Source organism: Hymenobacter seoulensis, from assembly GCF_054780535.1.
On sequence record NZ_BAAGWD010000004.1, the window covers coordinates 366,916 to 391,849 of the forward strand.

The window sequence follows — 24,934 nt, forward strand, 5'->3', positions numbered from 1 at the left end:
CGGGGCCTAGTCCAAAAGGATATCTAGCCTTGGCAAACCTAAGTAAAAACATGTGTGCCGCCAAATAGAAAATGGGTTTAAACGCTCTAAAACCATTTGCAACACAAAAAAAGGCTATTTCTGCTGTCCGGTTTCAACTCCAGAAGCAGCTAGTTTTTTAGCCTGCTCCCAGTATACGTCCATCTGCGCTAAAGTTAGGTTATGAAGTTGATGACCGTCCTGGGTGGCTTGGGTTTCAAGGTACTGGAAACGGCTAATGAACTTACGGTTAGTACGTTCAAGGGCCTCTTCAGGGTTAATGCCGGCATGCCGAGCGAAGTTGATTAAGGAAAATAAAAGGTCGCCAAATTCCTCGGCTGCTCTTTCCGTATTTATTTCTGAGGGGTGGGGAGTCGCAAACTCATGCTGAAATTCCTGTAGCTCTTCCTGCACTTTTTCCCATACCTGCTCGGGTTTTTCCCAATCAAAGCCAGCACCGCGGGCTTTCTCTTGGATGCGCATGGCCTTCACCAAGGCCGGTAACGAGGTAGGTACGCCGCCTAGTACCGAGGAGTTACCCTTTTCCTGCAGTTTCAGCTGCTCCCAGTTACGCTTCACATCTTCTTCGCTATCGGCCTTTACATCGCCATAAATGTGCGGATGACGAAAAATCAGCTTTTCACACTGGGCATTCAGCACATCTGCAATGTCAAAGGCGCCTTGCTCACTGGCGATTTTTGCATAAAAGATGAGATGCAACATTACGTCGCCGAGCTCTTTTTTCAGGTCCGGAAGGTCGCCGCGAATGATGGCATCACTGAGCTCATATGTTTCCTCAATGGTGAGATGACGCAGGCTTTCCAGGGTTTGTTTCCGGTCCCAGGGGCATTCGGCCCGCAGGCGGTTGAGCACGTCCAGCAGGCGTCCGAATGCCTCCAATTGTGCGGTACGGCGAGCGTCAATAGTGTTTTCCATGCAGTCAAATATACAGTGCGCGGTTATTTTCTGTTCCAAAGGCCTTCTCACTACGCCGCAGAGCTAACGTCCGGACTTCTGATTTCCGCGTAGGGAAAGCAGGGGTAGTTGCCTACTTTTGCACCCTCTTTACTTGATTTTCGCTTACCTCTAAATACTGACAGCACTGTGGCACTGATTAAATCCATTTCGGGCATTCGCGGAACAATCGGGGGGGCTGCGGGCCAAGGCCTGACTCCCATTGATGTGGTCAAATATGCCGCCGCCTTCGGTACGTGGGTGTTGCAAGAAACGCAGAACAATATAATTGTCATCGGCCGCGATGCCCGCCTTTCCGGCGATATGGTGAGCCGTTTGGTTTCGGCTACGCTGCAGGGGCTAGGTATTGATGTAATCGACCTAGGCCTTAGCACCACGCCAACCGTAGAAATGGCTGTGCCCGCCAAAAATGCCGGCGGAGGCATTATACTGACGGCTTCGCATAACCCTAAGCAGTGGAATGCGCTTAAGCTCCTTAACAATAAGGGCGAGTTTATCTCTGATGCCGATGGGCAGCGCGTGCTGGCTCTCGGCGACTCTGAGGCTTTCGACTTTGCTCCGGTAACGAAGCTAGGAAAGTACTCGACCGATGACACGTTCCTGCAAGAACACATCAACGCTATACTGGCGCTGCCGCTAGTGGATAAGGCAGCTATTAAGGCCAAAAACTTCCGAGTAGTAGTAGATGCTGTCAACTCTACGGGCGGTTTTGCTGTGCCGATGCTGCTTGAGCAGTTAGGGGTAGAAGTAATTGAAAAGCTCTTCTGCGAGCCAACCGGCGACTTTGCGCACAACCCGGAGCCTCTGCCCGAAAACCTCCGCGACATAGCGCGCGTGCTGGAAAAAGGCAGCTTCGACCTAGGTATAGTAGTAGACCCCGATGTGGACCGCTTGGCTCTGGTGAATGAGGACGGTACAATGTTTGGCGAAGAATACACCCTAGTAGCTGTAGCCGACTATGTGTTGCAGCAAAACGGCGGCGGTAACACGGTAAGTAACCTGAGCAGCACCCGTGCCCTGCGCGACGTAACCGAGAAGCAAGGCGGCAGCTACGCCGCTGCGGCTGTAGGTGAGGTAAACGTGGTGAACAAAATGAAAGAAACCAATGCCGTAATCGGCGGGGAGGGCAACGGCGGTATTATCTACCCTGAGCTACACTACGGCCGTGATTCCTTGGTAGGCATTGCGCTGTTTTTAAGCCATCTGGCCAAAACTGGTCTCACCATGACGCGCCTGCGGGCTTCGTACCCAAGCTACTTCATCTCGAAAAACAAGATTGAGCTAACGCCCGAAATCAACACCGACCAAGTGTTGGTGCAAATGCAGGAACGTTATGCCAAGCAGCCTATCAATACAATTGATGGGGTGAAAATCGAGTTTGATAAGGAGTGGGTGCACCTGCGCAAGTCGAACACGGAGCCGATTATCCGCATCTATGCCGAATCGGACTCAAACGCCACGGCCGACCATCTGGCGAACAAAATCATTGGCGACATCAAGGAAATTATCACGCAATAAAGACTGATTCCCGCATTAAGGGCGGTTGGTATTTACTTGTAAACGTACAGGATTCCGGCTACCCCGCTGGAATCCTGTATTTTTGTAGCGCCTTCCCTTCAACTATCCACTGCTTACGTTTTGCCTTGCTCATGAACGTGTATTTCGATAACGCCGCTACCACGCCGCTGGACCCCGAAGTGCTGGACGCCATGCTGCCCTTTATGCGGGACCATTTTGGCAACCCCAGCAGCATTCATGGCCACGGCCGACAGGTACGCGCCGCTATTGAAAACGCCCGCAAGACTATTGCGCATCTGATTAATGCTGCGCCGGCCGAAATCGTGTTTACCTCCTGCGGAACAGAAGCCGACAACTATGCGGCTTTTGGAAGCGTGAGAACCCTAGGGTTGAAACACGCCATAACCTCGCCGCTGGAGCACCATGCCGTGCTGCACACCATGCACGCGCTGGAAAAAGCCGGCGACATCAAGCTTAGCTACCTCCGGCACGACGCTAAAGGCCAGCTAGATTTGGAGCACTTAGAGGAGTTATTGGCTACCAACCCGCGCACGTTTGTGAGCCTGATGCATGCCAACAACGAAATCGGGAATCTCAACGATATCAAGACCATTGGTGAGATATGCGAGCGGCACAACGCCGTGTTCCACACTGATACGGTTCAGACTATGGGGCATTACCAGCATGATGTGCAGCAGCTGAAAGCACATTTTCTGGTGGGTTCGGGCCATAAGTTTCATGGGCCGAAGGGGGTAGGGTTTCTGTACCGCCGCTCGGGCTTGCTGGTGGATGCGCTGATTCATGGCGGCTCGCAAGAGCGCAACCAGCGCGCGGGCACCGAGAATGTGTACGGCATCATTGGGTTGGCTAAAGCCCTGGAAATTGCCTGCCGTGGCATGGCAGAGCACCAGCGCCATATTCAAGAGCTGAAAGACCGCTTTATCCAGAAGCTGCGGGCCGAAATCGAGGACGTGCAGTTTAACGGCACCTCTGCTGATGCCGAGACAAGCCTCTACACCGTGCTCAGCGTAAGCCTGCCGCCGTCTGTAATGAATGAGATGCTGCTGTTTAACCTGGATATCAATAAGGTGTCGGTATCAGGAGGCTCAGCCTGTACCAGCGGCGCCAATGCCGGCTCGCACGTACTCAGCGCCCTCAATGCTGACCCTGACCGCGGTACAATTCGGTTCTCGATGAGCAAGTACAACACAGCCGAGGAGGTAGATTATGCCGTGGAGCAACTGGCCAAGATGTACCGCAAGGAACCGCTTAGCATCTAATAACTCGCCTGACTTTTTATACACACAAATGGCCCCCTGCTTCTGGTAGCGGGCCATTTGTTTTTGGGAGGTTGCGCTCGGATGTAGGGCTAATACTTGGGCGTGAGTCCAGGTCTTGCGGGTAGAATGTACTAGGCCCCTGGTGTGGGTAAACCGTAGTAGACGAAATGCATTTGTACAGATAAAGGCTGAGCGCATCGTATTTTGGCCCGCATTCGTAAGGATTGCCCACACTCTGCTCTGCGCACTATGGCCGACATCAACATTCAACGCAAAAAATCTTCTCCGAGCCCCTGGCTTCTGATTCTGCTGGTACTAGCAGTGGTTGGGGTAGGTGCCTACTTTCTGTTTCGGGCCGAAAACGCGCCGCCTACTGATGTGCCCGCTCCGGCCGGCTCGGGCATTCCGACTCCTCCTGATAGTGCCACAGGTGCTGAAACCGGTCCGAAGCCTGCTGCTGATGCTGTTGGGAATATGGCCGCCGAAAGCGCAGATCCGGTTGCGCAGGCTACTCCTGAGGCCTTGGCCACCTTTGCCCAGGGTGATGCCAGCCAACCCCAGTATGCCCGGGAAGGCTTACGCTTGCTCACTGCTACCCTTGTTAGCCTGGCCGACCGCGACGACCTGCGAGATGCGGCCATTGCAACTCGCCGCGACGACCTCACCAGCGCTACCAACCGGATTGATGAAGCCGGCTCCAGCTTGCGGCCGGGGTATGTAGCCAGTGCGGCCCTGTTGCAGGCAATGCAGCAAAAAGTGGCGCCTACCCTGGAAAACGAGGCCAACCAGCTTACCATACAGGCCTCGAGCCTGAGTGGCCGCTCTGCTACTCCAGAAGACCAGCAACAGCTACGCGACTACCTCACGCGGGCCGCCCGCTTGGTTTCCAGCCTCAACGAACTGCCGGTTCGCTAGGTCGTTATTTCTCTTAAACCTGCTACTCAGTTTCTCTGCAATGGAGCCTCTCACTGACCCAATTCCTTCCGCCCAAGGTATGCACCTGCGGCGCCTGAACGATCTAAAAGAGTTTGAAGTGGCCGACGGCAACCCGGATGTGCGCGGCTGGTCGGTGCGCGGCGCCGACGGCCGGCAGTTTGGGCAGGTGTTCGAGCTGATTGTGGATGTGGAGGCGCTGAAAGTGCGTTACCTCGATATCGAGCTTTCGGAAAACCTGCACATCAATGAGCGCGACCGGCACATTCTGCTGCCCATTGGCGTAGCGGCTTTGGATGAAGAGGGCGACAACGTGTTTGTGCCCTCGCTTACTTCTCAAACGGTGCTGGAATACCCGCCGCACGTTGAGATTCAGATAACCCGCGACTATGAGCAGGCCATGCTGCGTGCCCTCAACTTAACGCTGCCCGAGGCTCCAGAGCGCGACTTCTATAACCAGCCCGGCTACGACGACGCCTCGTTTTATCAACGCCGCCGACTAGGGTAGGCAACAGCAGCAACCACCTCTCCCATAAAAACACTAGCCCCGCTAGGAGGTCAAGCAGTTGCTGACTCTAGCGGGGCTAGTGTTGTGTGGAAAAGGCTATTCGTTAGTTCCGCCGAATCATGTCAGCTACGGCATCTACCCATTGCGGGTGTGAGTTCAGGGAAGGAACCAGCTGCCAGTGCTCTCCACCGGCTTCCTCAAACATTTCCTTGAATTCTTCCCCTACTTCAATAGTCGTCTCTAGGCAGTCGGCCACGAAAGCGGGAGAGAAGGCCAACACGCTTTTGATGCCTTTGGCAGGGAATTCTTTGATAACCTCATCCGTGTACGGCTGTAGCCACGGGTCGCGGAGGCGGCTTTGTAGGCGGCTTTGGAAGGTGGTGGTGTACTGCTCTGGCGCCAGGTTGAGGGCTTTTGCTAGCTGCCGTGAGGTCTCGAAGCACTGCGCCCGGTAGCAGTAGCGGTTGTTCTTATTGTAGCTGTTGCAGCAGCTACCCAGCTTGCAGTAGCCTTTGTGGCTGCCTTTCAGCACGTGCCGCTCCGGAATGCCATGGTAGCTGAACACAAAGTGGTCGTAGTCGTGCTTGGCCATTTCCTCTTTGGCCAGCGTAGCAAACGTGCCCACAAAGCCCGGCTCATCCACAAAGTTGCTGATAAAGCTGATGCTGGGCACTACCCACCATTTGCTCACCAACTCCATTACTTTTTCCTGTACCGAGCCGGTGCTGGCCGAAGCATACTGCGGGAAGAGGGGTAGTACAATAATGCGGTCCACAGCCGCGTCGCGCAGTTCCTCCAGCGCACTCTCAATGCTGGGGTTCTGGTAGCGCATGCCAAATGCCACGAGGTAGTCTTTGCCCAATTTCTCCTGAACTAGCTTCTGCAGATCAAGCCCGTGGTAGAGCAGGGGAGAGCCGCGTTCCGTCCAGAGCTGCTGATATATTTTGGCCGATTTGGGGGCTCGTAAGGGCACAATCAGGCCCTGAAACAGCGGATAGCGCACCGCCGCCGGCATATCAATTACGCGGGCATCGGTCAGGAATTCGTTGAGGTAGCGGCGCACGTCGCCGGTCTGGGGCGAGTCGGGAGTACCAAGATTCACGAGCAGGACGCCAATGCGGCCTTGCGAAGCAGAAGAAGTGGGCATAGAAGAAAGAACGGTCGTCCGTCCGAAGACAAAGGTAGGGCCTTCAGGGTTTGAAGAGAAGCCTGTATTTTTCTGCCGCACTAGCTTATCAATCGGCAAAAAGCCCTGCTGGCGTGCACTCAACCCGCTTACCTGCTTGATTTTATCTGACACAATGCCCATCTGGTAGTAAAGCGGTACCTTTGCAGACTTATTTCGAAAATACTGTGAATCCCGAACCTACTCCGCACCGCGCTGGCTTTGTGAGCATTATCGGCAAACCCAACGTGGGCAAGTCGACGCTGATGAACGCCCTGATGGGCGAGCGGCTCAGCATCGTTACCAGCAAAGCCCAGACCACGCGCCACCGCATTCTGGGCATCCTCAACGGCGACGACTTTCAGCTGGTCTACTCCGATACGCCCGGCATCATTCAGCCCAAATACGAGCTGCACAACGCCATGATGTCGTTTGTGTACAGCTCCCTGGAAGATGCCGACGTGATTCTGTTCGTGACGGATATCTACGAAAAGCACGATGAGGAGCCGGTGGTTGAGCGCCTGCGCAAAATGGTGGATACGCCTATTCTGCTGTTGGTCAACAAAATTGATCAGGCTGACCAAGCCGAGGTGGAGGCTAAGGTGGAGTACTGGCGTGAGCATTTGCCAAATGCTACCCGCGTACTGCCCATTTCGGCGTTGGAGAAGTTCGGAACCGGCGAGTTGCTTGATCTGATTTTGGGTTACCTGCCGGTGCATCCGCCGTATTACCCCAAAGATGAACTTACCGACAAACCGGAGCGTTTCTTCGCCGCCGAAATGATTCGGGAGAAAATCTTCAAGCTCTACAAGAAAGAAGTGCCTTATAGCTGTGAGGTAGAAATTGAAGAGTTCAAGGAAGAAGAAGACATCATCCGGATGCGCTCCATTATCTACGTGGAGCGGGCTAGCCAGAAAGGAATCATCATTGGCCAGCAAGGCGCTGCTTTAAAGAAAGTAGGCACCTGGGCTCGCGAGGAAATGGAGAAGTTCTTTCAGAAGAAAGTGTTTCTCGAAATCCACGTTAAAGTCAACGAAAACTGGCGCACTGATCCTAAAGCTCTGAGCCGTTTCGGCTATAATCAATAAGTGAAATTGTGAAAGGTGAAGTTGTGAATTCATAGTCTAGCGGCGTCTCTTAGGCCTGCTGAACTTCATTTTACCACTTCACCTTTCACAATTTCACCTCTTCCGACCATACTTCACATAACTACTCCGGGCACTGCCGAAACTGGTCGGGCCGGCGGCTGGAGTCAGACACATGAAAAATACCATTGCAATTGTGGGCCGCCCCAACGTGGGCAAGTCTACCCTGTTTAACCGCCTCGTAGGCCAGCGCAAAGCCATCATGGACAATGAGTCCGGCGTAACGCGCGACCGGCACTACGGCTACGGCGACTGGACCGGCAAGTACTACACCGTTATCGACACGGGTGGGTACGTGCACAACTCCGAAGACATCTTCGAAGGTGAAATCAACAAGCAGGTAAAGCTGGCCATTGAGGAAGCCGATGTAGTGTTGTTTATGGTGGACGTAGACGCCGGTTTGCACTCGCTCGACGAAGAGTTTGCCAGTGTACTGCGCCGCTACCAGGGCAAAAAGCCTATCTACATCGTAGCCAATAAGGCCGATACCAACGCTCGCGCTCATGCGTCTGGCGAATTTTATGCCCTAGGCCTCGGCGACGGCGAAATCTATCCAATCAGCTCCCAGAGCGGCTCGGGCACTGGCGACCTGCTGGATGCCGTCATCAGCCACTTTCCGGAAGAAGGCGTGGAAGAGCCCGACCTGGGCATTCCGAAGATTGCGGTAGTAGGCCGCCCGAATGTAGGTAAATCGTCGTTTGTAAACCTGCTGCTCGGCACTGACCGCAGCATTGTAACGGACATTGCCGGCACTACCCGCGACTCTATCCAGGCGCGCTACAATGCCTTTGGTCAGGAATTCATCCTAGTAGATACGGCGGGTTTGCGCCGCAAAACCAAGGTGCACGAAGACGTTGAGTTTTACTCGGTGTTGCGCTCCATCCGGGCCCTAGAGGAGTCGGATATCTGCATCGTGATGGTAGACGCGACCCGCGGCCTGGAAGCCCAAGACCTGAACATAATTGGTCTGGCCGACAAAAACCGCAAGGGCATCGTGATTCTGGTCAACAAGTGGGACCTGATTGAGGACAAGCAAACCAACACGGCCAAGGAGTTCGAGGACAAAATCCGCGAAAAGATTGCGCCTATCAGCTATCCGCCTATCATCTTCACCTCGGTGCTGACCAAGCAGCGCGTGCACAAAGCCATTGAAACGGCCATTCAGGTGTACGAAAACAAGCGCAAGAAAATCCCGACTTCGGAGCTGAACGAGGTAATGCTGCGCGAAATTGAGAAGTATCCGCCGCCCATTCAGAAGGGCAAGCTGGTGCGCATTAAGTACGTAACGCAGCTGCCTACCCACAACCCGGTATTTGCGTTCTTCTGCAACCTGCCGCAGTACGTGAAGGAAAGCTACACGCGCTATCTGGAAAACCGTCTGCGTGAAAACTTCGATTTCACGGGGGTACCAATCGGTATCGTATTCCGGAAGAAATAGCCGGGCTTTCGCCCAGTTTGCAGCCCGCTGGCCTTTTATGGCTAGCGGGCTGTTGCGTTTTAAGGGCAGACGCAAACACCAGAAAAAAAATTAAGCTCAGCAGGGTTACCTTCTTAGCTGCTGAGTATAAAGTCGTGAATCTAGCTTCTGTTCAACCTGGAGAGAAGCAGATTTTTAAAACGACTTTTCAACACTCTCTAATTTCCCCATCATGAAAAAGGTATTGTTCCTCGCCCTGGCTGCTGTTTCGTTCTCTTTCGCTTCTTGCGACAGCAAAACTGAAAACGCTCAGGAAAACACTGCTGACAACGTAGAAGCTGCTGGTGAGCAGAAAGCTGACGCTATGGAAGAGCAGGCTGACGCAGTTCGTGACTCGGCTGACGCTAAGGCTGACGTAATGGAAGATGCAGCTGACGCTAACCCAAGCCAGGCTACTCCAGCTCCCGCTACGACTCCAGCTCAGTAATTCTAGCTGCGTCTTAGACGTAAAAAAGAGGCTCTCCGCAATGGAGAGCCTCTTTTTTTATGCCTTATTGCTAGGAACACATGGCGGCTGAAATTACCCTAGGCGCCGCTGCAACATCCCATCAACTACCTCAAAGAGCTTGCGGGGCGGATAAGTTCGCCAGGGTAACTCATCTAGCTGGCCGCCAAAATTGATGTATGTATCCACGTTATACTGGCGCATTTCCCGAATGACGTGCTCCTGGAAGTTGACAGCCGCAATCCAGCCGTCTTCCACGTCCTCAAACCACTCTTCGTAGTAGTCGTCTTCGGAACCGTGGAAGTTGAACACGTTTTCGCCGATCAGGATGAATTTGCGGATGCCCTCATGCGTCATCAAATCAATGATGTTGCGCTTGAGGTGCATGATGTCGTTTTCGATGGCATCATTCCACTCCCCGATAAATTCGATGATGGCAATGCCTTGGTCATAATCCACAAACAGAATTTTCAGGAACAGCGTCTCGGAATCAAGGCTGTCCCACTGCGGATGGATGTAGTAGCCGTAAATGGTATTTACATAGCTGTCGAGGCTGTTTTCGGCTTCAAACAGGGGGGAGCGGGGGTCTTCGGAGGCTGAATATTGTTCCAGCCAGGCGTAGTGCGGCTCAATGGTGTGCATAAGGAAGAAAAATAAAGCACACGCCTGGGCTTGTGCTGAACCAGCGTGAAGCGGGTAGTGCCTCACTCTCTGCCTTAACTCCGAACAAACGCAGTGGGTTTCCCAGTAGCGGTAGAATAGAAATTCACGGTGCAGCTTAACCGGCTAGGTACCCTGCGGCCGTGAACCTACTAACTGGCTTACTGCCGAGCCTCGAGGGCAGCTCGTACTGAGCCGTGCTGCAGCAACAAGGTAGCGGCTTCGGGCTGTGAGATGCCTAGCTCGTCCATCAGCATACGCTCGCCGCGGTCTACCAATTTGGCATTGCTGAGCTGCATATCTACCATTTTGTTGCCTTTCACGCGGCCCAACCGAATAAAGGTAGCCGTGGTAAGCATGTTCAGCACCAGCTTTTGGGCCGTGCCCGCCTTCAGGCGCGTGCTTCCCGTCACGAATTCTGGGCCGGTAACTACTTCCACCGGAAAGTCGGCGGCGGCAGCTACGGCTGAGCCTGCATTGCACACAATACAGCCAGTGGCTAGGCCGTGGCGGCGCGCTTGCTCGAGGCCTCCAATTACGTAGGGTGTGCGCCCCGAGGCAGCAATGCCCACCACAATATCCTGGGCAGTAATGGCATGTTGCTGCAGATCCAGCCAGGCTTGCTCGGCGTCATCCTCAGCGTTTTCTACGGCCTTCCGAATAGCGGTGTCGCCGCCGGCAATCAGGCCAATCACTACCCCCTGCGGCACGCCAAAGGTAGGTGGGCACTCCGAAGCGTCGAGAATTCCTAGGCGGCCACTGGTGCCCGCGCCAATGTAGAATAAGCGCCCGCCTGCACGGAGCCGGGCTACGGTAGCTTCCACCAACGCTTCAATTTGGGGTAAGGCTTTGGCTACAGCCAGCGGAACGGTCTGATCAACACTATTGATACCAGCCAGCAGCTCACGGGTTGAAAGCGTTTCGAGGTTATGAAAATGGGAAGAACTTTCAGTTGTGCTCATGAAGAGAGGTAGTGATGATGCCTGGCACAGAAGCAAGTGCATGCTTAATACGGCTTACGGCCCCTGAACTGCCTAGGGCGTTGCGTTACGCTAGCTGACCGATAACCGGGAATTTGTCGAAAACGTTGGGTGTGTGCGGGGCATCTCGTTCCAGTTCCTGCGTCAGGTCTTGGCCGGCCCAGTGCTCGTAGTGGTTGCCGCGCTTCCAGAGGCGGGAGCGGGTTACGTCGTAAATCAGGCCTTTGTAGCTCACCCAAATTTCGTCCCGGTCTTGGCCATTGCGCAAGGCCAGTTGGGCTTTGGTATACGTTTTCAGGGGTTCGGTAGGCAACTCTGGCGTCGGGCTCATGTACTAGGGTATCGTTCTTCGCAAACCGGCCTTACTCCTGTGGCTAGCCTAGTAAGGCCTGGGTCAGAATCCAGCGGTTGGGTAAGTCGCCCTGGGCGGCGCGCAAGTAATCCTGGTAGCTGCAGGGCACAATGCGCTTTATGTCGCTGTCGGCGAGGCTTTCTACTTCCAACCACCACTTCTCGGTGCGCTTGCTTTTGTAGAATACCAGCTTGGCCGGCGTGCCGGGCAGACCCACGGCGTAGCGCATGAAACGGCGGCTCTGGAAATCGGTTTCCTGCCGCCGATGATAATAGCCTTCCACAAAATACCAGAGCATGGTGGCCAGGGTGGCCGCAGCTAGTCCGTGCGGGTCATGGTTGGGACGGTAGCCGTAGAGGCCAAAGGAAGTCAGGGTATCGTTGTGGCCGGCATACCAAGCAAGCTGGGCCGCTTCTTCATTGCTCAGGCCAAACGGGTTAGCGGGCCAATACGCCGGCGCATCGTTCCAACGCAGGGCAGCTACATCAAAGCTTATAAAATCGGCCTGGCGCAGCAGCGGCTCGGCTTGGCGAACATCAGCATGAATGGCACCCAAGCGCAGAGTTTCGAAGTGCAGTTTCTCCAGAGCCGCCAGCACATCGGGGGCTACTAGGTACTGCTGGTGCGCCAACTGCGCAAAGTTGAACAAGAAGCTCGGCTCGTGCAGCAGCATACGGCGCAAGTGGCTGTCTTCGGGCCGTGAGCCCTCCACTTCGGCCATGTCTACGCGCGCATCTACGGTGGCAAAGCTTACGGCCCGGTCTAAGGTCTCGTAAGCGAGGAACTGCCCATAGTCAAGGTCGTGGGAGCCGCCCAGCAGAATAGGCACGGTATTCTGGTCGAGCAGGGCAGCAATAATTTCGCGTAGGCGCTGGTACGTGTCTTCCAGGGTCAGGCCGGGCCGCAGGTTGCCTAGGTCTACCAACCGCACCGGGCCGGTACCCTTCTGGAGCTGATAAAAGCGGCGGCGCACCGTATCGGCGCCGTGCTGCTCGGGAGCTGGTGCGGCGCTTCCTCGCCATTCATCCAGCCCAATCAAGGCCAGATCAGCCGCGCGCCAGTCCGGGAACGTATCCAGAAAAGGCGTGACGTAGGCAGCCAGCGTAGTCGGGGCCGTAGCCAGACCGGTCAGCTCTTCGGAAAGCGGATCAAAAAAGATGGCCAGATTCATCGTGCACAGAGGGAGCAGGCTCTGACAAAGCTACGCAAAAGCCCGGCACAGCCCTACCGTGTTTTGGCCCGCTACGTGCTTTCCTGCGAAAAAAGTAGTTATTTAAGCAGCCGTTCCTGTTCGGCTTGCTCTCTACTGAGACCTAGCAGGAACATCTTCGCCTCTCACGTTGCCAACCCACCACAGTGCCCACTCTCTCTATGGACATTCGTCGCACCTTCGATATTCTGCCCCAGCTGCAGCAGAAGTACAATAAACCCGACTGCTTCGCTGCCAAAATAAACGGCCAGTATACCCCTGTCAGCACCGATACGGTGGTTGAAAAAGTAAACCAGGTGAGCCTGGGCTTGCGCGCTCTGGGCATCGGGAAAGATGATAAGGTGGCCATTATTTCCATGAACCGCCCGGAGTGGATGTACGCCGATTTTGGTATTGCCCAGCTTGGGGCTACCAGCGTGCCCATGTACCCCAGCATCACGGTAGAGGATTATAAGTACATTTTCACGGATGCGGGCGTAAAGGCGATTTTCGTGGCGGATGCCAAGCTGCTCGACAAGGTGCGCGAAGCCACCCAAGGGCTGAATATTCCGCAGGAAAACGTGTTCACCTTCGATAAGATTGAAGGTGCCCGACACTTTGAGGAGCTGTTGGACCTAGGAAAAAAAGGCAACCCCGCCGACCTGGAGCCGCTGAAAGCCGCCGTACAGCCCGACGACCTGCTTACCTTGATTTATACTTCCGGCACCACGGGCCAGCCCAAAGGCGTAATGCTGACACACAACAACCTGCTCAGCAACTGCCGCAACTCCCAGCGCTTCGTACCAGTTACCAAAGATGACAAGGCCCTGAGCTTTCTGCCGCTCTGCCACATCTTCGAGCGCATGGTGACGCACCTGTACCTCATTAACGGCGTGAGCATTTACTACGCCGAGAGCATGGAAACCATTGCCGACAACCTGCGTGAAGTGAAGCCCGAAATCTTCACCACCGTGCCGCGCCTCTTGGAAAAGGTGTACGACAAAATTGTAGCTAAAGGCCACACCCTGGAAGGCGTAAAAAAGCAGCTGTTTTTCTGGGCCCTCAACTTGGGCCTGGAGTATGACAACCAGAAAGACCACGGCTTCTTCTATAACACGCAGCTGGCCCTGGCGAATAAGCTCATCTTCAATAAGTGGCGCGAGGCCCTGGGAGGCAACCTGCGCTGTATCGTGAGTGGCGGCGGCGCCCTGCAGCCACGCCTAGCTCGGGTGTTCTGGTCGGCCGGAATCCGGGTGATGGAAGGCTACGGCCTCACTGAAACCTCGCCGGTAATTGCGGTAGGCGGCTACGAGCCCGAAAACAACATGATTGGCACCGTGGGCCCCATCATCGACAACACCGAGGTGAAAATTGCCCCGGACGGCGAGATTCTGACCAAGTCGGAGTCGGTGATGAAGGGTTACTACAACAAGCCAGAACTGACGGCCAAGGAATTCGATTCCGAAGGCTGGTTCCACACCGGCGACATCGGAGAAATCGTGGATGGCAAGTTCCTGAAAATCACCGATCGCAAGAAGGAGATGTTCAAAACCTCGGGCGGTAAGTACATTGCCCCGCAGGTGCTGGAAGGCAAACTCAAAGAGTCGCCTCTGGTAGAGCAGTGCATGGTAGTCGGCGACGGCCAGAAGTTTCCATCCGCGCTCGTCATTCCGTCCTTCGATGACCTCAAAGGCTGGTGTAAGCGCAACGATGTGGACTGCAACTGCTCAAACGAGGAGTTGATTAAGAATGAGAAGGTAGTGAAGATGTACGAGGACTTGGTAAACAAGTACAACAGCAGCTTCGCCCAGTGGGAACAGGTAAAGAAAATCGTGCTGCTTCCTCAGCTCTGGACCGTGGAAACCGGCGAAATGACGCCTACCATGAAAGTGAAGCGCAAAGCCATTACTGAGAATAATAAATCGGTAATTGAGAGCCTCTACAATCAGGATGCGGTACGCTAGTTTTCAAGATTTTCATACAACGGCCCCGCTGTTACAGTGGGGCCGTTTGTGTTACTAGCCTATATCAGAGCTGAAAGCCTCCAATGATTTTCGTGTGGTTTTTAAGCTTGGGCTAAAAATTTTAGAACGTCAAGCTGAACAAATCCGAATCGTTGTTACGCTGACTAGTTAGTGGGCCCAGCGACGATATAACGAGGAAGTAGGGATGCTCCGGCTGCGCGGACGCCAGACCAAGCATGACCGTTTAAATATTCAAAACGACTTTTCTGACGCAGCCAGATCATCAAATTTCAGTAGAGGTAGTACTACCATGTGTCTATGAGTGAAGGCACACGAACAACAGTATAGTAGGATGGCACAAGCAGCAAAGACAAACTTTTTTTGCCTAACTTAGTATGCAAGCATAACATATTTCTGTATGTTTACCGGACTTGCTGCCCTCACCCATGACACCCGAAGAAACCGTCGATTATAACATTAAAGTTGCCTGGCACGCCATTTCGCGTATGTACAATACGCAAGCGGCCAAGCACGACATCACCACGAGCATAGGCTTCGTGCTGCTGAACATCGACCAGGAAAACGGTACTCCTGCCACCAAAATAGCGCCTTTGCTTGGCTTAGAAACTCGCTCCCTAACGCGTATTCTACGCAGCATGGAAGAGAAAGGTCTAATCTATAAACAAGCTGATACTCAGGATAAACGCTCAGTGCGCATCTTCCTGACGGAAGAAGGCCTGCGCGGCAAAGAAATATCCCGCCAAACGGTGCGCCACTTCAATTTGAAGGTGCGCGAGAAAATCCCGCAGAGCGAGCTGAACGTGTTTTTCAAAGTCGTTGGCCAGATCACCGGCATGATTGAGGGCAAAACCCTCTACGACGATTTCAAGCTGAAACCTTTGCGCTCCGAGTCGCCGGCCTAGGCCAGTGCTCGGGGCTATTTACTGCTCCGGATTTCCCCAAACCTGGGGCTTTCTTTCGGCCAAGAACTCGGCATGACGAGTAGTTTGGCAACAGTATTATCCTTTCTGATTCTTTCATTTCTCACCCACTCATTCCCCCACGAATGAATCGTACCATCAAAAAAGTAGCTGTATTGGGCTCCGGTGTGATGGGCTCGCGCATTGCGTGCCACTTCGCCAACATCGGTGTGCAAGTACTGCTGCTCGACATCGCGCCGAAAGAGCTGCTACCTGCCGAAGAAGCCAAAGGCCTCAAGCTGGACAACCCGGCGGTGAAGAACCGCATCGTAAACAGCTCCCTCCAGGCAGCCGTGGCGGCTAACCCGTCGCCGCTGTACCGCAAGGCCGATGCTAGCCGCATTAAGACCGGTAACTTCGACGACAACCTCAAGGACATTGCGACCTGCGACTGGACGATTGAGGTAGTGGTAGAGCGCCTTGATATCAAAAAGAGCCTGTTTGAGCGCGTGGAGCAATACCGCAAGCCCGGCACGCTGATTACAAGCAACACCAGCGGCATCCCGATTCATATGATGACGGAGGGCCGCTCCGACGATTTCAAGAAATACTTCTGCGGCACCCACTTCTTCAACCCGCCGCGCTACCTGAAGCTGCTCGAAATCATCCCGACCCCAGACACGGACCAGTCGGTAGTGGATTTCCTGATGCACTACGGCGACCTGTACCTGGGCAAAACCACCGTACTCGCCAAAGACACCCCCGCATTCATTGCTAACCGCGTGGGCGTTTTCGCCATCATGGATGTGGTACAGGTGATGAGCCAGCTAGGCCTGTCGGTAGAAGAAGTTGATAAGCTCACTGGTCCGGTTATCGGTCACGCCAAGTCGGCTACCTTCCGGACTTCCGATGTGGTAGGCCTGGATACAATGATTAATGTAGCCAACGGCTTAGCCCAAAATCTGCCGAACGACGAAGCTAAAGCGGTGTTCCAACTGCCCGACTTCATCAAGAAGATGGCCGAGAACAAGTGGCTAGGCGACAAAACCGCCCAGGGCTTCTACAAGAAAGTAAAAGGCGAAGGCGGCAAATCGGAGATTCAGGCCCTCGACCTGAATACGATGGAATACAAGCCCAGCGCCCGCGTAAAGTTTGCCACGCTGGAAAGCACGAAGCCAATTGAAAAACTGGCCGACCGCTTCAAGGTGCTGGTAGCCGGCAAAGACAAAGCCGCTGACTTCTACCGCAAGACCTTCGCCGGCCTGTTTGCCTACGTGAGCAACCGCATTCCGGAAATCACCGACTCCCTGTTTAAGATTGACGATGCCCTGCGTGCTGGTTTCGGCTGGGAAATGGGTCCGTTTGAAACCTGGGATGCCCTAGGCGTTCAGAAAGGATTGGAACTGGCTCAAGCTGAAGGCAAAACCGTAGCGCCGTGGGTGCAGGAAATGCTGGCCGCTGGCAACGCTACTTTCTACAAGGTGAGCGAGCAGGGTGTGAAGCAATTCTACGACATCGAGTCGAAGGCCTACAAAGCCATTCCGGGCGTTGAGAACTTCATCATCCTCGACAACCTGCGCGCCACGGGTAAGGTCATCTGGAAAAACGCAGGTGCTTCGGTGCTCGACCTCGGCGACGGTATCCTGAACGTAGAGTTCCACAGCAAGATGAATGCGCTGGGCTCCGACGTAATTCAGGGCCTTATGAAGGGCGTGGAAATTGCCGAAAAGGACTTCCGCGGCATGGTAGTCGGTAACGACGCACCGAACTTCTCGGCTGGTGCCAACCTAGGCCTGGTGTACATGTTCGCGTTAGACCAAGAGTACGACGAGCTGAACCTGATGATTGCCCAGTTCCAGCAGGCCATGATGCGAATGCGCTATAGCAGCATTCCCGTAGTCGGTGCTCCGCACGGCCTTGCCCTAGGCGGCGGCTGCGAGCTGAACCTGCACTGCGACCGGGTAGTAGCAGCTGCTGAAACCTACATGGGCCTCGTAGAATTTGGCGTAGGCCTGATTCCTGGCGGTGGTGGCACCAAGGAAATGACCTTGCGCACCGCGGCCAAGTATGAAGAAGGGGAGCCCGAGTACAACCTGCTTCGCAACAGCTTCATGACCATCAGCACCGCCAAAGTTTCGACTTCCGCGGCTGAGGCTTTCGATCTGGGCTTCCTGCGCCGTGGCGATGAGATAGTGGTAAACAGCAACCGCGTCATCGCGCAAGCTAAAGCCGCTGCCATTGAGCTAGCGGAAGATGGCTACACCCAGCCGGTACAGAAAACCAATATCAAGGTGCAGGGTAAAGGCGCCCTGGGCATGTTCCTAACGGGCGTACATGCCATGAAGGAAGGCCGCTACATCTCCGACCACGACGTGAAGATTGCCAACAAACTGGCCTACATCATGTGCGGCGGCGACCTGAGCAGCCCCACTGAAGTATCGGAGCAGTACCTGCTAGACCTGGAGCGCGAAGCCTTCCTCAGCCTCACCGGTGAGCGGAAGACGCTGGAGCGTATCCAGTCGATCTTGACCACTGGCAAACCCTTGAGAAACTAGAGCTAAAAACTAGTTCCCCTCCTCAGATGATTCCGTGCATCAAGCGGCGAGGGGTTAGGGGTGGTTGACTGGCCTAGAACGAACCTATCTCGAATAGATGTTCAACGGTTGATCAGCTACCCCCAACCCCTCCTCAGCTGAGGAGGGGAGCTAGGCCAAGATTAGCTCTAATCCCACTACTTTCTTCAAGACTCACTACAATGAATGCATATATCGTAGCTGGTTACCGCACGGCCGTTGGCAAAGCCACCCGCGGCGGTTTCCGCTTCACCCGCCCCGATGACCTCGCCGCCGACGTCATCAAGCACCTGGTAGCCTCCGTGCCCGCCCTCGACCCCACGCGCATCGACGATGTGATGGTAGGCAACGCGGTACCGGAAGCAGAGCAAGGCCTGCAAATGGGCCGTCTGATTTCGCTCCTGGCACTGCCCATGAACGTATCGGGCCTCATCGTGAACCGCTATTGCGGTTCCGGCGTGGAAACCATTGCTATGGCCGCCAGCAAAATCACGGCAGGCATGGCCGACTGCATCGTGGCCGGTGGCACCGAGAGCATGAGCATGGTGCCTACCGTTGGCTGGAAAACGGTGCCTAACTACAAGCTCGCGCAGCAGCACCCCGACTACTACCTCGGCATGGGCCTCACGGCCGAAGCTGTAGCGCAGGACTATAAAGTGTCGCGCGAAGACCAGGACCTGTTTGCTTACAACTCGCACCAGAAGGCTATCAAAGCCATTCAGGAAGGCAAGTTCAAGGAGCAGATTGTGCCTATCACAGTAGAAGAAACCTACCTCGATCAGGCTACCGGCAAGAAGAAAAACCGCTCCTACGTAGTAGATACCGACGAAGGCCCGCGGGCTGATACCTCCATTGAGGCACTAGCCAAACTGCGTCCGGTGTTTGCCGCTAACGGTTCTGTTACGGCTGGTAACTCGTCGCAGACTTCTGACGGCGCAGCTTTCGTACTGGTAATGTCGGAGCGCATGGTGAAGGAGTTGAACCTGGAGCCCATTGCCCGCATGATTACCTACGCTACCGAAGGTATCGACCCGCGCATCATGGGCATGGGCCCGATCAAGGCTATTCCGAAGGCGTTGCGCCAGGCAGGCATGAAGCTCCAGGACATCGACCTGTTTGAACTGAACGAGGCCTTTGCATCGCAGTCGATTGCCATTACTCGCGAGCTGGACATTGACGAAAGCAAGCTAAACGTGAATGGTGGCGCCATTGCCCTAGGCCACCCACTGGGCTGCTCCGGTGCTAAACTCAGCATTCAGCTCTTCCACGAGCTGCGGGCGCAGGGCAAGAAGTACGGCATGGTAACCGCCTGCGTGGGCGGTGGCCAGGGCGTAGCTGGCATCTATGAGTTGCTGAAATAAGCCGGTAGCGTATTTGGGGGTCGGTGGCGTGCGCCGCCGGAAAGCGTGGCAGCGTTTTTCCACTGGAAAACTCAACTGGCCCACGACACCGACCACCGAATATGCTCCGATTTCAGAACCAGATACTTAGGTAAACGGTTCTGCTTCTAAAGATTAGGAACCCCGGCACTCGGGGTTTCTTTTTCAGAAAGTACTCGGCAAGCATAACATAATTTACTATCTTTCGGTATCCCACACTGAAGGGGCTAGTGGCAGCCAAGTAGTAGGTATGCCGAGCATCTTCTTTCTCTTTTCGACATCGATTTTTTTCCAACCCCAACATCTCACCCGGTCATGGAAGTAACCAACAAGCTTGTGAAAGGCGGCGAGTTCATCATCAAGGAAACCGACGCTCAGGACGTATTTACCCCCGCCGATTTTTCGGAGGAGCAGAACATGATGCACCAGACGGCTCTGGACTTCGTGGAAAAAGAAGTGCAGCCCCTGCTGGAGCGCCTCGATAACCACGAAGAAGGCCTGATGCGCGGCCTGATGGAGAAAGCTGGTCAGCTAGGCCTGTTCGGGGTAAGCATCCCGGAGCAGTACGGCGGACTGGACATGGACTTCACTACCTCCCTGCGCGTGACCGAGGGCGTAGGTGGTGGCCACTCGTTCCCGGTTGCTTTCGCGGCCCACACGGGTATTGCTATGCTGCCCATTCTGTACTTCGGCAACGAGGAGCAGAAGGCCAAGTACCTGCCCGGCCTAACCAGCGGTGAGCTAATGGGTGCCTACTGCCTCACGGAGCCAGGTTCGGGCTCGGATGCACTAGGTGCTAAAACCAAAGCCATTCCGACCGAAGACGGCGAGTTCTATGTGCTGAACGGCCAGAAAATGTGGATTACGAACGGTGGTTTCGCCGACGTATTCATTGTGTTTGCCCAGGTTGACGGCGACAAGTTCACCGGCTTCATTGTGGAGCGCAACACGCCCGGACTGAGCCTCGGCAACGAAGAGCACAAGATGGGCATCAAAGGCTCTTCGACTCGTCAGGTGTTCCTGTCGGATGTGAAAGTGCCGAAGTCGGCTGTGTTGGGTGAGATTGGCAAAGGCCACCTCATTGCTTTCAACATCCTGAACATTGGCCGCATTAAGCTGGCCGCTGCTTGCTTGGGCGCTACCAAAATGGCTTCTACGCTGAGCATTAAGTATGCCAACGAGCGGGTGCAGTTCAAGCTGCCCATCAGCAAGTTCGGCGCTATCAAGTACAAGCTGGCCCAGCAGGCCGTGCGTATTTATGCCGTAGAGTCGGCTATTTACCGCGCCGGTATGGACATTGCCCGCATGGAGCAGGAGTTGCTGGCCAAAGGCCAGAGCCACAACGAAGCCTTGTTGGGTGCTGCCCGTGAGTTTGCCGTGGAGTGCGCTATTCTGAAAGTAGAAGGCTCCGAAGTGCTTGACTACGTGGTGGATGAAGGCGTGCAGGTGTATGGTGGCTACGGCTTCTCGGCCGACTACCCCATGGACCGTGCGTACCGGGATTCGCGCATCAACCGCATCTTCGAGGGCACGAACGAAATCAACCGCATGCTGGCCGTCGACATGATCCTGAAGAAGGCCATGAAAGGCGAGTTGGACCTAATGGGCCCCGCCCAAGCCGTGCAGCAGGAGCTGATGGCTATTCCAGACTTCAACTTAGAAGAAGAAACCGGCCTGTTTGCTGCTGAGAAAAAGACCATTGCCAAGCTGAAAAAGGCCATCCTGATGGTAGCTGGCACGGCTGTGCAGAAGTACATGAACTCGCTCGCTAAAGAGCAGGAAGTACTGATGAACATTGCCGACATGGCTATCAAGGTCTACACCGCGGAGAGCACCATTCTGCGCGTGGAAAAAGAAGCCGGCGTGAAAGGCGAAGAGGCAGTTTCGACGCAAATCGACATTGCCCGCGTGTACCTCTACGACACCGTAGACCAGGTAAACAAGTTCGGCAAAGACGCCATCGGCACCATGACCGAGGGCGACGAGCAGCGCCTGCTGGCTATGGGCCTGAAGCGCTTCACCAAGGCAGACCTCTACAACGCCAAGGAAGCCCGTCGTCGCATTGCCGACCACCTGATTGCCGCCAACGAGTACACCTACTAGGTCTGAGGTGGCCTAGCAGCCAAATACACTAGGTACTTGAATTCAACAAAGCCGTTTCCATGCTTGGGAGCGGCTTTGTTGCGTTTACACAACGCAGCAGTTATATCCGCCGTTTGCTAGCAGATACTCCACCTTCAACTCCCACTAGGTATGGCTAACGAACAGGTACAGGGAAAAGACTTTTATGAGAGTGTGCTGCGGTTCTACGACCACGCGGCAAGCTTCTCGAAACTGGACCCCGGTATTATCGCCCAAATTAGGGCCTGCAACAGCATTTACAAGGTCAACTTTCCGGTAGAAGTAGACGGCCACGTGCAGGTTTTTGAGGGCATTCGGGTGCAGCATAGCCACCACAAACTGCCTAGCAAAGGTGGCATCCGCTACAGCGTGTATGTAGATGAGGAGGAGGTAATGGCCCTGGCCACACTCATGACCTTCAAGTGTGCCCTAGTAGATGTGCCGTTTGGTGGAGCTAAAGGCGGCGTGAAAATCAACCCGCGCACTACTCCCGTGAACATTCTGGAGCGCGTGACGCGCCGCTATGCTACAGAGCTGATCAAGAAGAACTTGATTGGCCCCGGTATGGATGTGCCAGCTCCTGACTACGGTACCAGCGGCCGCGAAATGGCCTGGATTGCCGATACCTATATGACCTTCAAGTACGGCGATACCAGTGCTCTTGGCTGTGTAACCGGCAAACCGGTAGGCCAGGGCGGCATTCGGGGCAGGACCGAAGCAACTGGCCTAGGCGTGTTCTATGGCCTTCGCGAGTTGCTGCTAGATGAGCCGATGCTTAAAAAAGTGGGCTTGACCAGTGGCGTCGCCGACAAGCGTATTATTGTACAAGGGTTAGGTAACGTTGGGTACTACGCCGCGCACTTCTGTCAGGCTGATGGCGGCATTATAACCGGTATTGCCGAGCGCGAAGGTGGTATCTACAGCGAGAGTGGCCTAGATGTGGCCGCTGTGTTCAAGCATCGCCAGGAAACAGGCTCCGTGCTGGGATTTCCCGGCGCAAAGGATATTGCAGAGTCACTGGACTTGCTGGAATACGAGTGCGACGTATTGATTCCGGCCGCGCTGGAAAACCAGATTCACGAAGGCAACGCAGGCAAGATCAAGGCGAAAATTATTGCAGAAGGTGCGAACGGGCCTACGACGCAAGGTGCCGAGAAAATTCTACTCGAGAAAGGTGTCATCATTCTACCCGACCTGTACCTGAACGCAGGCGGCGTAACAGTATCGTACTTCGAGTGGCTGAAAAACCTGTCCAACGTACGCTTCGGCCGAATGGGCAAGCGGGCCGAAGAAGGCGCCATGCGCCGCCTGGTAGCCACCATTGAGCGGACTACGGGCAAGACCATTTCGCCGGAAGAACGCCAGCAAATCGTGCACGGCGCCGATGAAATCGACCTCGTGCGCTCTGGCCTAGAGGACACCATGATTACGGCGTATCAGTCTATACGGAAGGTGATGGATGAGGTAGAGGGCATTACGGATCTGCGCACGGCGGCTTTTTACAGCGCTATCGAGAAGATTGGCGTAAGCTACCAGTCGCTAGGTATCTTTCCATAAGGAAGCCGATAGATCAAACACCATTAAACGGAAAGGCCGCCCCCAGTTTGGGGGCGGCCTTTCTGCGAAAATAAGGGCTAGTGTTACCGTTACTAGGCCGTTACTTCATTACAATCTTGTTCAGCATCAGCGCCGCCGATTTTTTACTAGGTCGGCTAACCCCGATAAGTGTCTTGGGGTCCAGCCACGTGGTGAAGTCCTTCACGTACGAGGGGTTTTGATCCGATGCAACGTGCAGGCCCAATCCTTTGGGAGCCTGTACTACCCCCGTCAGGGCGTTAACCCGGCGCAGGTACAGGTCGGATTTGTTTTTGAGCTTTTCCCAGGTAACCAGTTGTATTTCTGATCCGGTGATGGTGGCGCGGTACCCGATGCTGCTGAAGCCTTCCGTGGCGGGTGCTACCTGGTCTTTGGCAATAATGGTGTGCCACGTAGGCGACTGAAACTCATTGTACCCGAATAAGTGCAGCTCCCGGGTGTGGCCCGGAGAGTTGTCGCCGCCTTCCTCATACTTCTTTTCCGCTAGTACTACCAGCTGCTTTTCATCAGTAAGCAGCAAATCAGTCAGATATACATCTTCCAGGCGTTTGGCGGTGGCAGCTGTGGCTTTGTTGACTTCGGCCAGGTACTCGGGGGTGAACTTTACCTCTGGGGCGAATTTCATGTCGCCTTCGCCCGTGAAATCAAACTTAATCACCTTCAGGCTGTGGTACAGGCCACTCAGGCGCTCGTTGCAGATAGCAGCAGCATAGAGTGTATTGTCGGATTGAAGGGCAAAGCGCGAGTCGAATACGTTGACCTCCTTGCCGCCGAATGTACCGCCTACGGAAACCGACATCACTTTTACTTCAGGCGAGTCGTTGCGGTAGCGGCGAACGGTCATCTTTTTCATGCCGTCGCTCACCAGCGTTACAAACTGAGAGCCATCGTTGCCCACATGAATGGTCGTCGAGAATAACGCGCCTTGGTCGTGAAAATCGAAGGAGCGGTCTTTCAGCTTCAGTAAGTTTTCGTCGTAGATGGTGGCGGCAACAGCCCGGATTTGCTCGGCGCGGCTGAGGTAACGCCACACAATCAGCTTGGTGCCGTCGGGGGAGAAGGCCGTGCCAGGGCGCCGGTCGCGCAGCCCTGCATCAAGCAGCTTTTTAGCCGGTGTTTTCTGGCCGCTACCTAGGTCGATACTATAGGCGGATAGCTGCTGCGCGGCTCCGGTGGTAAGATGCGTGACTACGGTGGCGTGACTGCTGCTACGGGCAAACCCATCTACCGACTCGCCGGCGGCCAGGGGTAGGGAGGTGCTCCACAGGCGCTTCAGTTCCGCATCATAGCGTTCGACGGCATACTCCGTCGGTGATTTATGAGCCAGAATAATAAAGCCACCCGTCGAGACCGGGAAAGTTTTCGTGGCTACCCGCTGGTTGTACCGATCTTCTGTCTGCTCGGGGAGGTAGCTAAAGGAGCTCGACTTCACGCGTTGAGCCAGCACCGGATTCGTAAACGTGCCAACCAGAGCTATTCCAGTGGCAAGGAGTAAGGAGAAACGCACGAAGAAAGCAGTTAGGTTAACAAATAGGCCGAAACCCAAAAATGCATTCTCCAAAGGTATCCAACTTCAGCAGGAGTCTGCACAAAACGATGGAGGGAGGCTGCGTTGGGGCTTCTGCAAAACTATTCATCCTTTCTTAACGTGCAGAAGCCGATAGTATTAATTGCTCTCCCGATCTTTGCAATCGAAAAGTGAGATAAAACTGCCGGTAAGGACCGCAGCTATTAGG

The 24,934-nt window shown here is 54.7% G+C and carries 20 protein-coding genes; 13 read left to right on the forward strand and 7 right to left on the reverse strand.

Annotated features, from left to right (window positions below; translation table 11 throughout):
• Nucleotides 1–114: 114 nt before the first annotated feature.
• Complete coding sequence (gene mazG / locus ACYVHC_RS17515) at nt 115–954, reverse strand: nucleoside triphosphate pyrophosphohydrolase (protein ID WP_460615086.1); 840 nt, start codon at nt 952–954, stop codon at nt 115–117.
• 168 nt (nt 955–1,122) lie between these two features.
• Between mazG and glmM the strand changes: the two genes are divergently transcribed.
• From glmM to ACYVHC_RS17535, 4 genes are all read left to right on the forward strand, one after another.
• Nucleotides 1,123–2,511 (forward strand): phosphohexomutase domain-containing protein, encoded by a 1,389-nt coding sequence (glmM, locus tag ACYVHC_RS17520; RefSeq protein WP_460615087.1) that lies wholly within the window; start codon nt 1,123–1,125, stop codon nt 2,509–2,511.
• 131 nt (nt 2,512–2,642) lie between these two features.
• Nucleotides 2,643–3,791, forward strand: coding sequence for a cysteine desulfurase family protein (locus ACYVHC_RS17525; protein WP_460615088.1), 1,149 nt, complete (start codon nt 2,643–2,645; stop codon nt 3,789–3,791).
• 249 nt (nt 3,792–4,040) lie between these two features.
• Entirely contained in the window at nt 4,041–4,706 is a 666-nt protein-coding gene (locus ACYVHC_RS17530; RefSeq protein WP_460615089.1) for a hypothetical protein, read from the forward strand.
• Nucleotides 4,707–4,746: 40 nt separating this feature from the next.
• Nucleotides 4,747–5,232 (forward strand): YlmC/YmxH family sporulation protein, encoded by a 486-nt coding sequence (locus ACYVHC_RS17535; protein WP_460615090.1) that lies wholly within the window; start codon nt 4,747–4,749, stop codon nt 5,230–5,232.
• A 103-nt stretch (nt 5,233–5,335) separates the two neighbouring features.
• Here the strand turns inward: ACYVHC_RS17535 and hemH are convergent, their stop codons facing one another.
• Nucleotides 5,336–6,379, reverse strand: coding sequence for a ferrochelatase (gene hemH, locus ACYVHC_RS17540; protein ID WP_460615091.1), 1,044 nt, complete (start codon nt 6,377–6,379; stop codon nt 5,336–5,338).
• A gap of 206 nt (nt 6,380–6,585) precedes the next feature.
• On the opposite strand from hemH, the gene era reads away from it, so the two are divergent.
• From era to ACYVHC_RS17555, 3 genes are all read left to right on the forward strand, one after another.
• Nucleotides 6,586–7,485 (forward strand): GTPase Era, encoded by a 900-nt coding sequence (gene era, locus ACYVHC_RS17545; RefSeq protein ID WP_460615092.1) that lies wholly within the window; start codon nt 6,586–6,588, stop codon nt 7,483–7,485.
• A gap of 172 nt (nt 7,486–7,657) precedes the next feature.
• Nucleotides 7,658–8,980: a ribosome biogenesis GTPase Der gene (gene der / locus ACYVHC_RS17550; protein ID WP_460615093.1), complete on the forward strand. Its 1,323-nt coding sequence runs from the start codon at nt 7,658–7,660 to the stop codon at nt 8,978–8,980.
• 211 nt (nt 8,981–9,191) lie between these two features.
• Complete coding sequence (locus tag ACYVHC_RS17555) at nt 9,192–9,446, forward strand: hypothetical protein (protein ID WP_460615094.1); 255 nt, start codon at nt 9,192–9,194, stop codon at nt 9,444–9,446.
• A 93-nt stretch (nt 9,447–9,539) separates the two neighbouring features.
• Here the strand turns inward: ACYVHC_RS17555 and ACYVHC_RS17560 are convergent, their stop codons facing one another.
• The 4 genes from ACYVHC_RS17560 to ACYVHC_RS17575 all read right to left on the reverse strand — a co-directional run bounded on the left by ACYVHC_RS17560 (nt 9,540) and on the right by ACYVHC_RS17575 (nt 12,627).
• Nucleotides 9,540–10,106, reverse strand: coding sequence for a hypothetical protein (locus tag ACYVHC_RS17560; RefSeq protein ID WP_460615095.1), 567 nt, complete (start codon nt 10,104–10,106; stop codon nt 9,540–9,542).
• 179 nt (nt 10,107–10,285) lie between these two features.
• Complete coding sequence (gene murQ / locus ACYVHC_RS17565) at nt 10,286–11,086, reverse strand: N-acetylmuramic acid 6-phosphate etherase (protein WP_460615096.1); 801 nt, start codon at nt 11,084–11,086, stop codon at nt 10,286–10,288.
• Between the two features lie 85 nt (nt 11,087–11,171).
• Nucleotides 11,172–11,435 (reverse strand): cytochrome b5-like heme/steroid binding domain-containing protein, encoded by a 264-nt coding sequence (locus ACYVHC_RS17570; protein ID WP_460615097.1) that lies wholly within the window; start codon nt 11,433–11,435, stop codon nt 11,172–11,174.
• 43 nt (nt 11,436–11,478) lie between these two features.
• Entirely contained in the window at nt 11,479–12,627 is a 1,149-nt protein-coding gene (locus ACYVHC_RS17575) for a formimidoylglutamase (protein ID WP_460615098.1), read from the reverse strand.
• Nucleotides 12,628–12,812: 185 nt separating this feature from the next.
• Between ACYVHC_RS17575 and ACYVHC_RS17580 the strand changes: the two genes are divergently transcribed.
• The 6 genes from ACYVHC_RS17580 to ACYVHC_RS17605 all read left to right on the forward strand — a co-directional run bounded on the left by ACYVHC_RS17580 (nt 12,813) and on the right by ACYVHC_RS17605 (nt 23,159).
• Nucleotides 12,813–14,609, forward strand: coding sequence for an AMP-dependent synthetase/ligase (locus ACYVHC_RS17580; RefSeq protein WP_460615099.1), 1,797 nt, complete (start codon nt 12,813–12,815; stop codon nt 14,607–14,609).
• A gap of 446 nt (nt 14,610–15,055) precedes the next feature.
• Nucleotides 15,056–15,532: a MarR family winged helix-turn-helix transcriptional regulator gene (locus ACYVHC_RS17585; RefSeq protein WP_168682170.1), complete on the forward strand. Its 477-nt coding sequence runs from the start codon at nt 15,056–15,058 to the stop codon at nt 15,530–15,532.
• 143 nt (nt 15,533–15,675) lie between these two features.
• On the forward strand, nt 15,676–18,084 hold the full coding sequence (locus tag ACYVHC_RS17590) for a 3-hydroxyacyl-CoA dehydrogenase/enoyl-CoA hydratase family protein (protein WP_460615100.1): 2,409 nt from the start codon (nt 15,676–15,678) through the stop codon (nt 18,082–18,084).
• A 200-nt stretch (nt 18,085–18,284) separates the two neighbouring features.
• Complete coding sequence (locus tag ACYVHC_RS17595) at nt 18,285–19,463, forward strand: acetyl-CoA C-acetyltransferase (protein WP_460615101.1); 1,179 nt, start codon at nt 18,285–18,287, stop codon at nt 19,461–19,463.
• Nucleotides 19,464–19,796: 333 nt separating this feature from the next.
• On the forward strand, nt 19,797–21,584 hold the full coding sequence (locus ACYVHC_RS17600; RefSeq protein ID WP_460615102.1) for an acyl-CoA dehydrogenase family protein: 1,788 nt from the start codon (nt 19,797–19,799) through the stop codon (nt 21,582–21,584).
• A 150-nt stretch (nt 21,585–21,734) separates the two neighbouring features.
• Nucleotides 21,735–23,159 (forward strand): Glu/Leu/Phe/Val family dehydrogenase, encoded by a 1,425-nt coding sequence (locus ACYVHC_RS17605; protein WP_460615103.1) that lies wholly within the window; start codon nt 21,735–21,737, stop codon nt 23,157–23,159.
• Between the two features lie 100 nt (nt 23,160–23,259).
• On the opposite strand, the gene ACYVHC_RS17610 is transcribed toward ACYVHC_RS17605, so the two are convergent.
• Nucleotides 23,260–24,705, reverse strand: coding sequence for a hypothetical protein (locus ACYVHC_RS17610; RefSeq protein ID WP_460615104.1), 1,446 nt, complete (start codon nt 24,703–24,705; stop codon nt 23,260–23,262).
• Between the last annotated feature and the right edge of the window lie 229 nt (nt 24,706–24,934).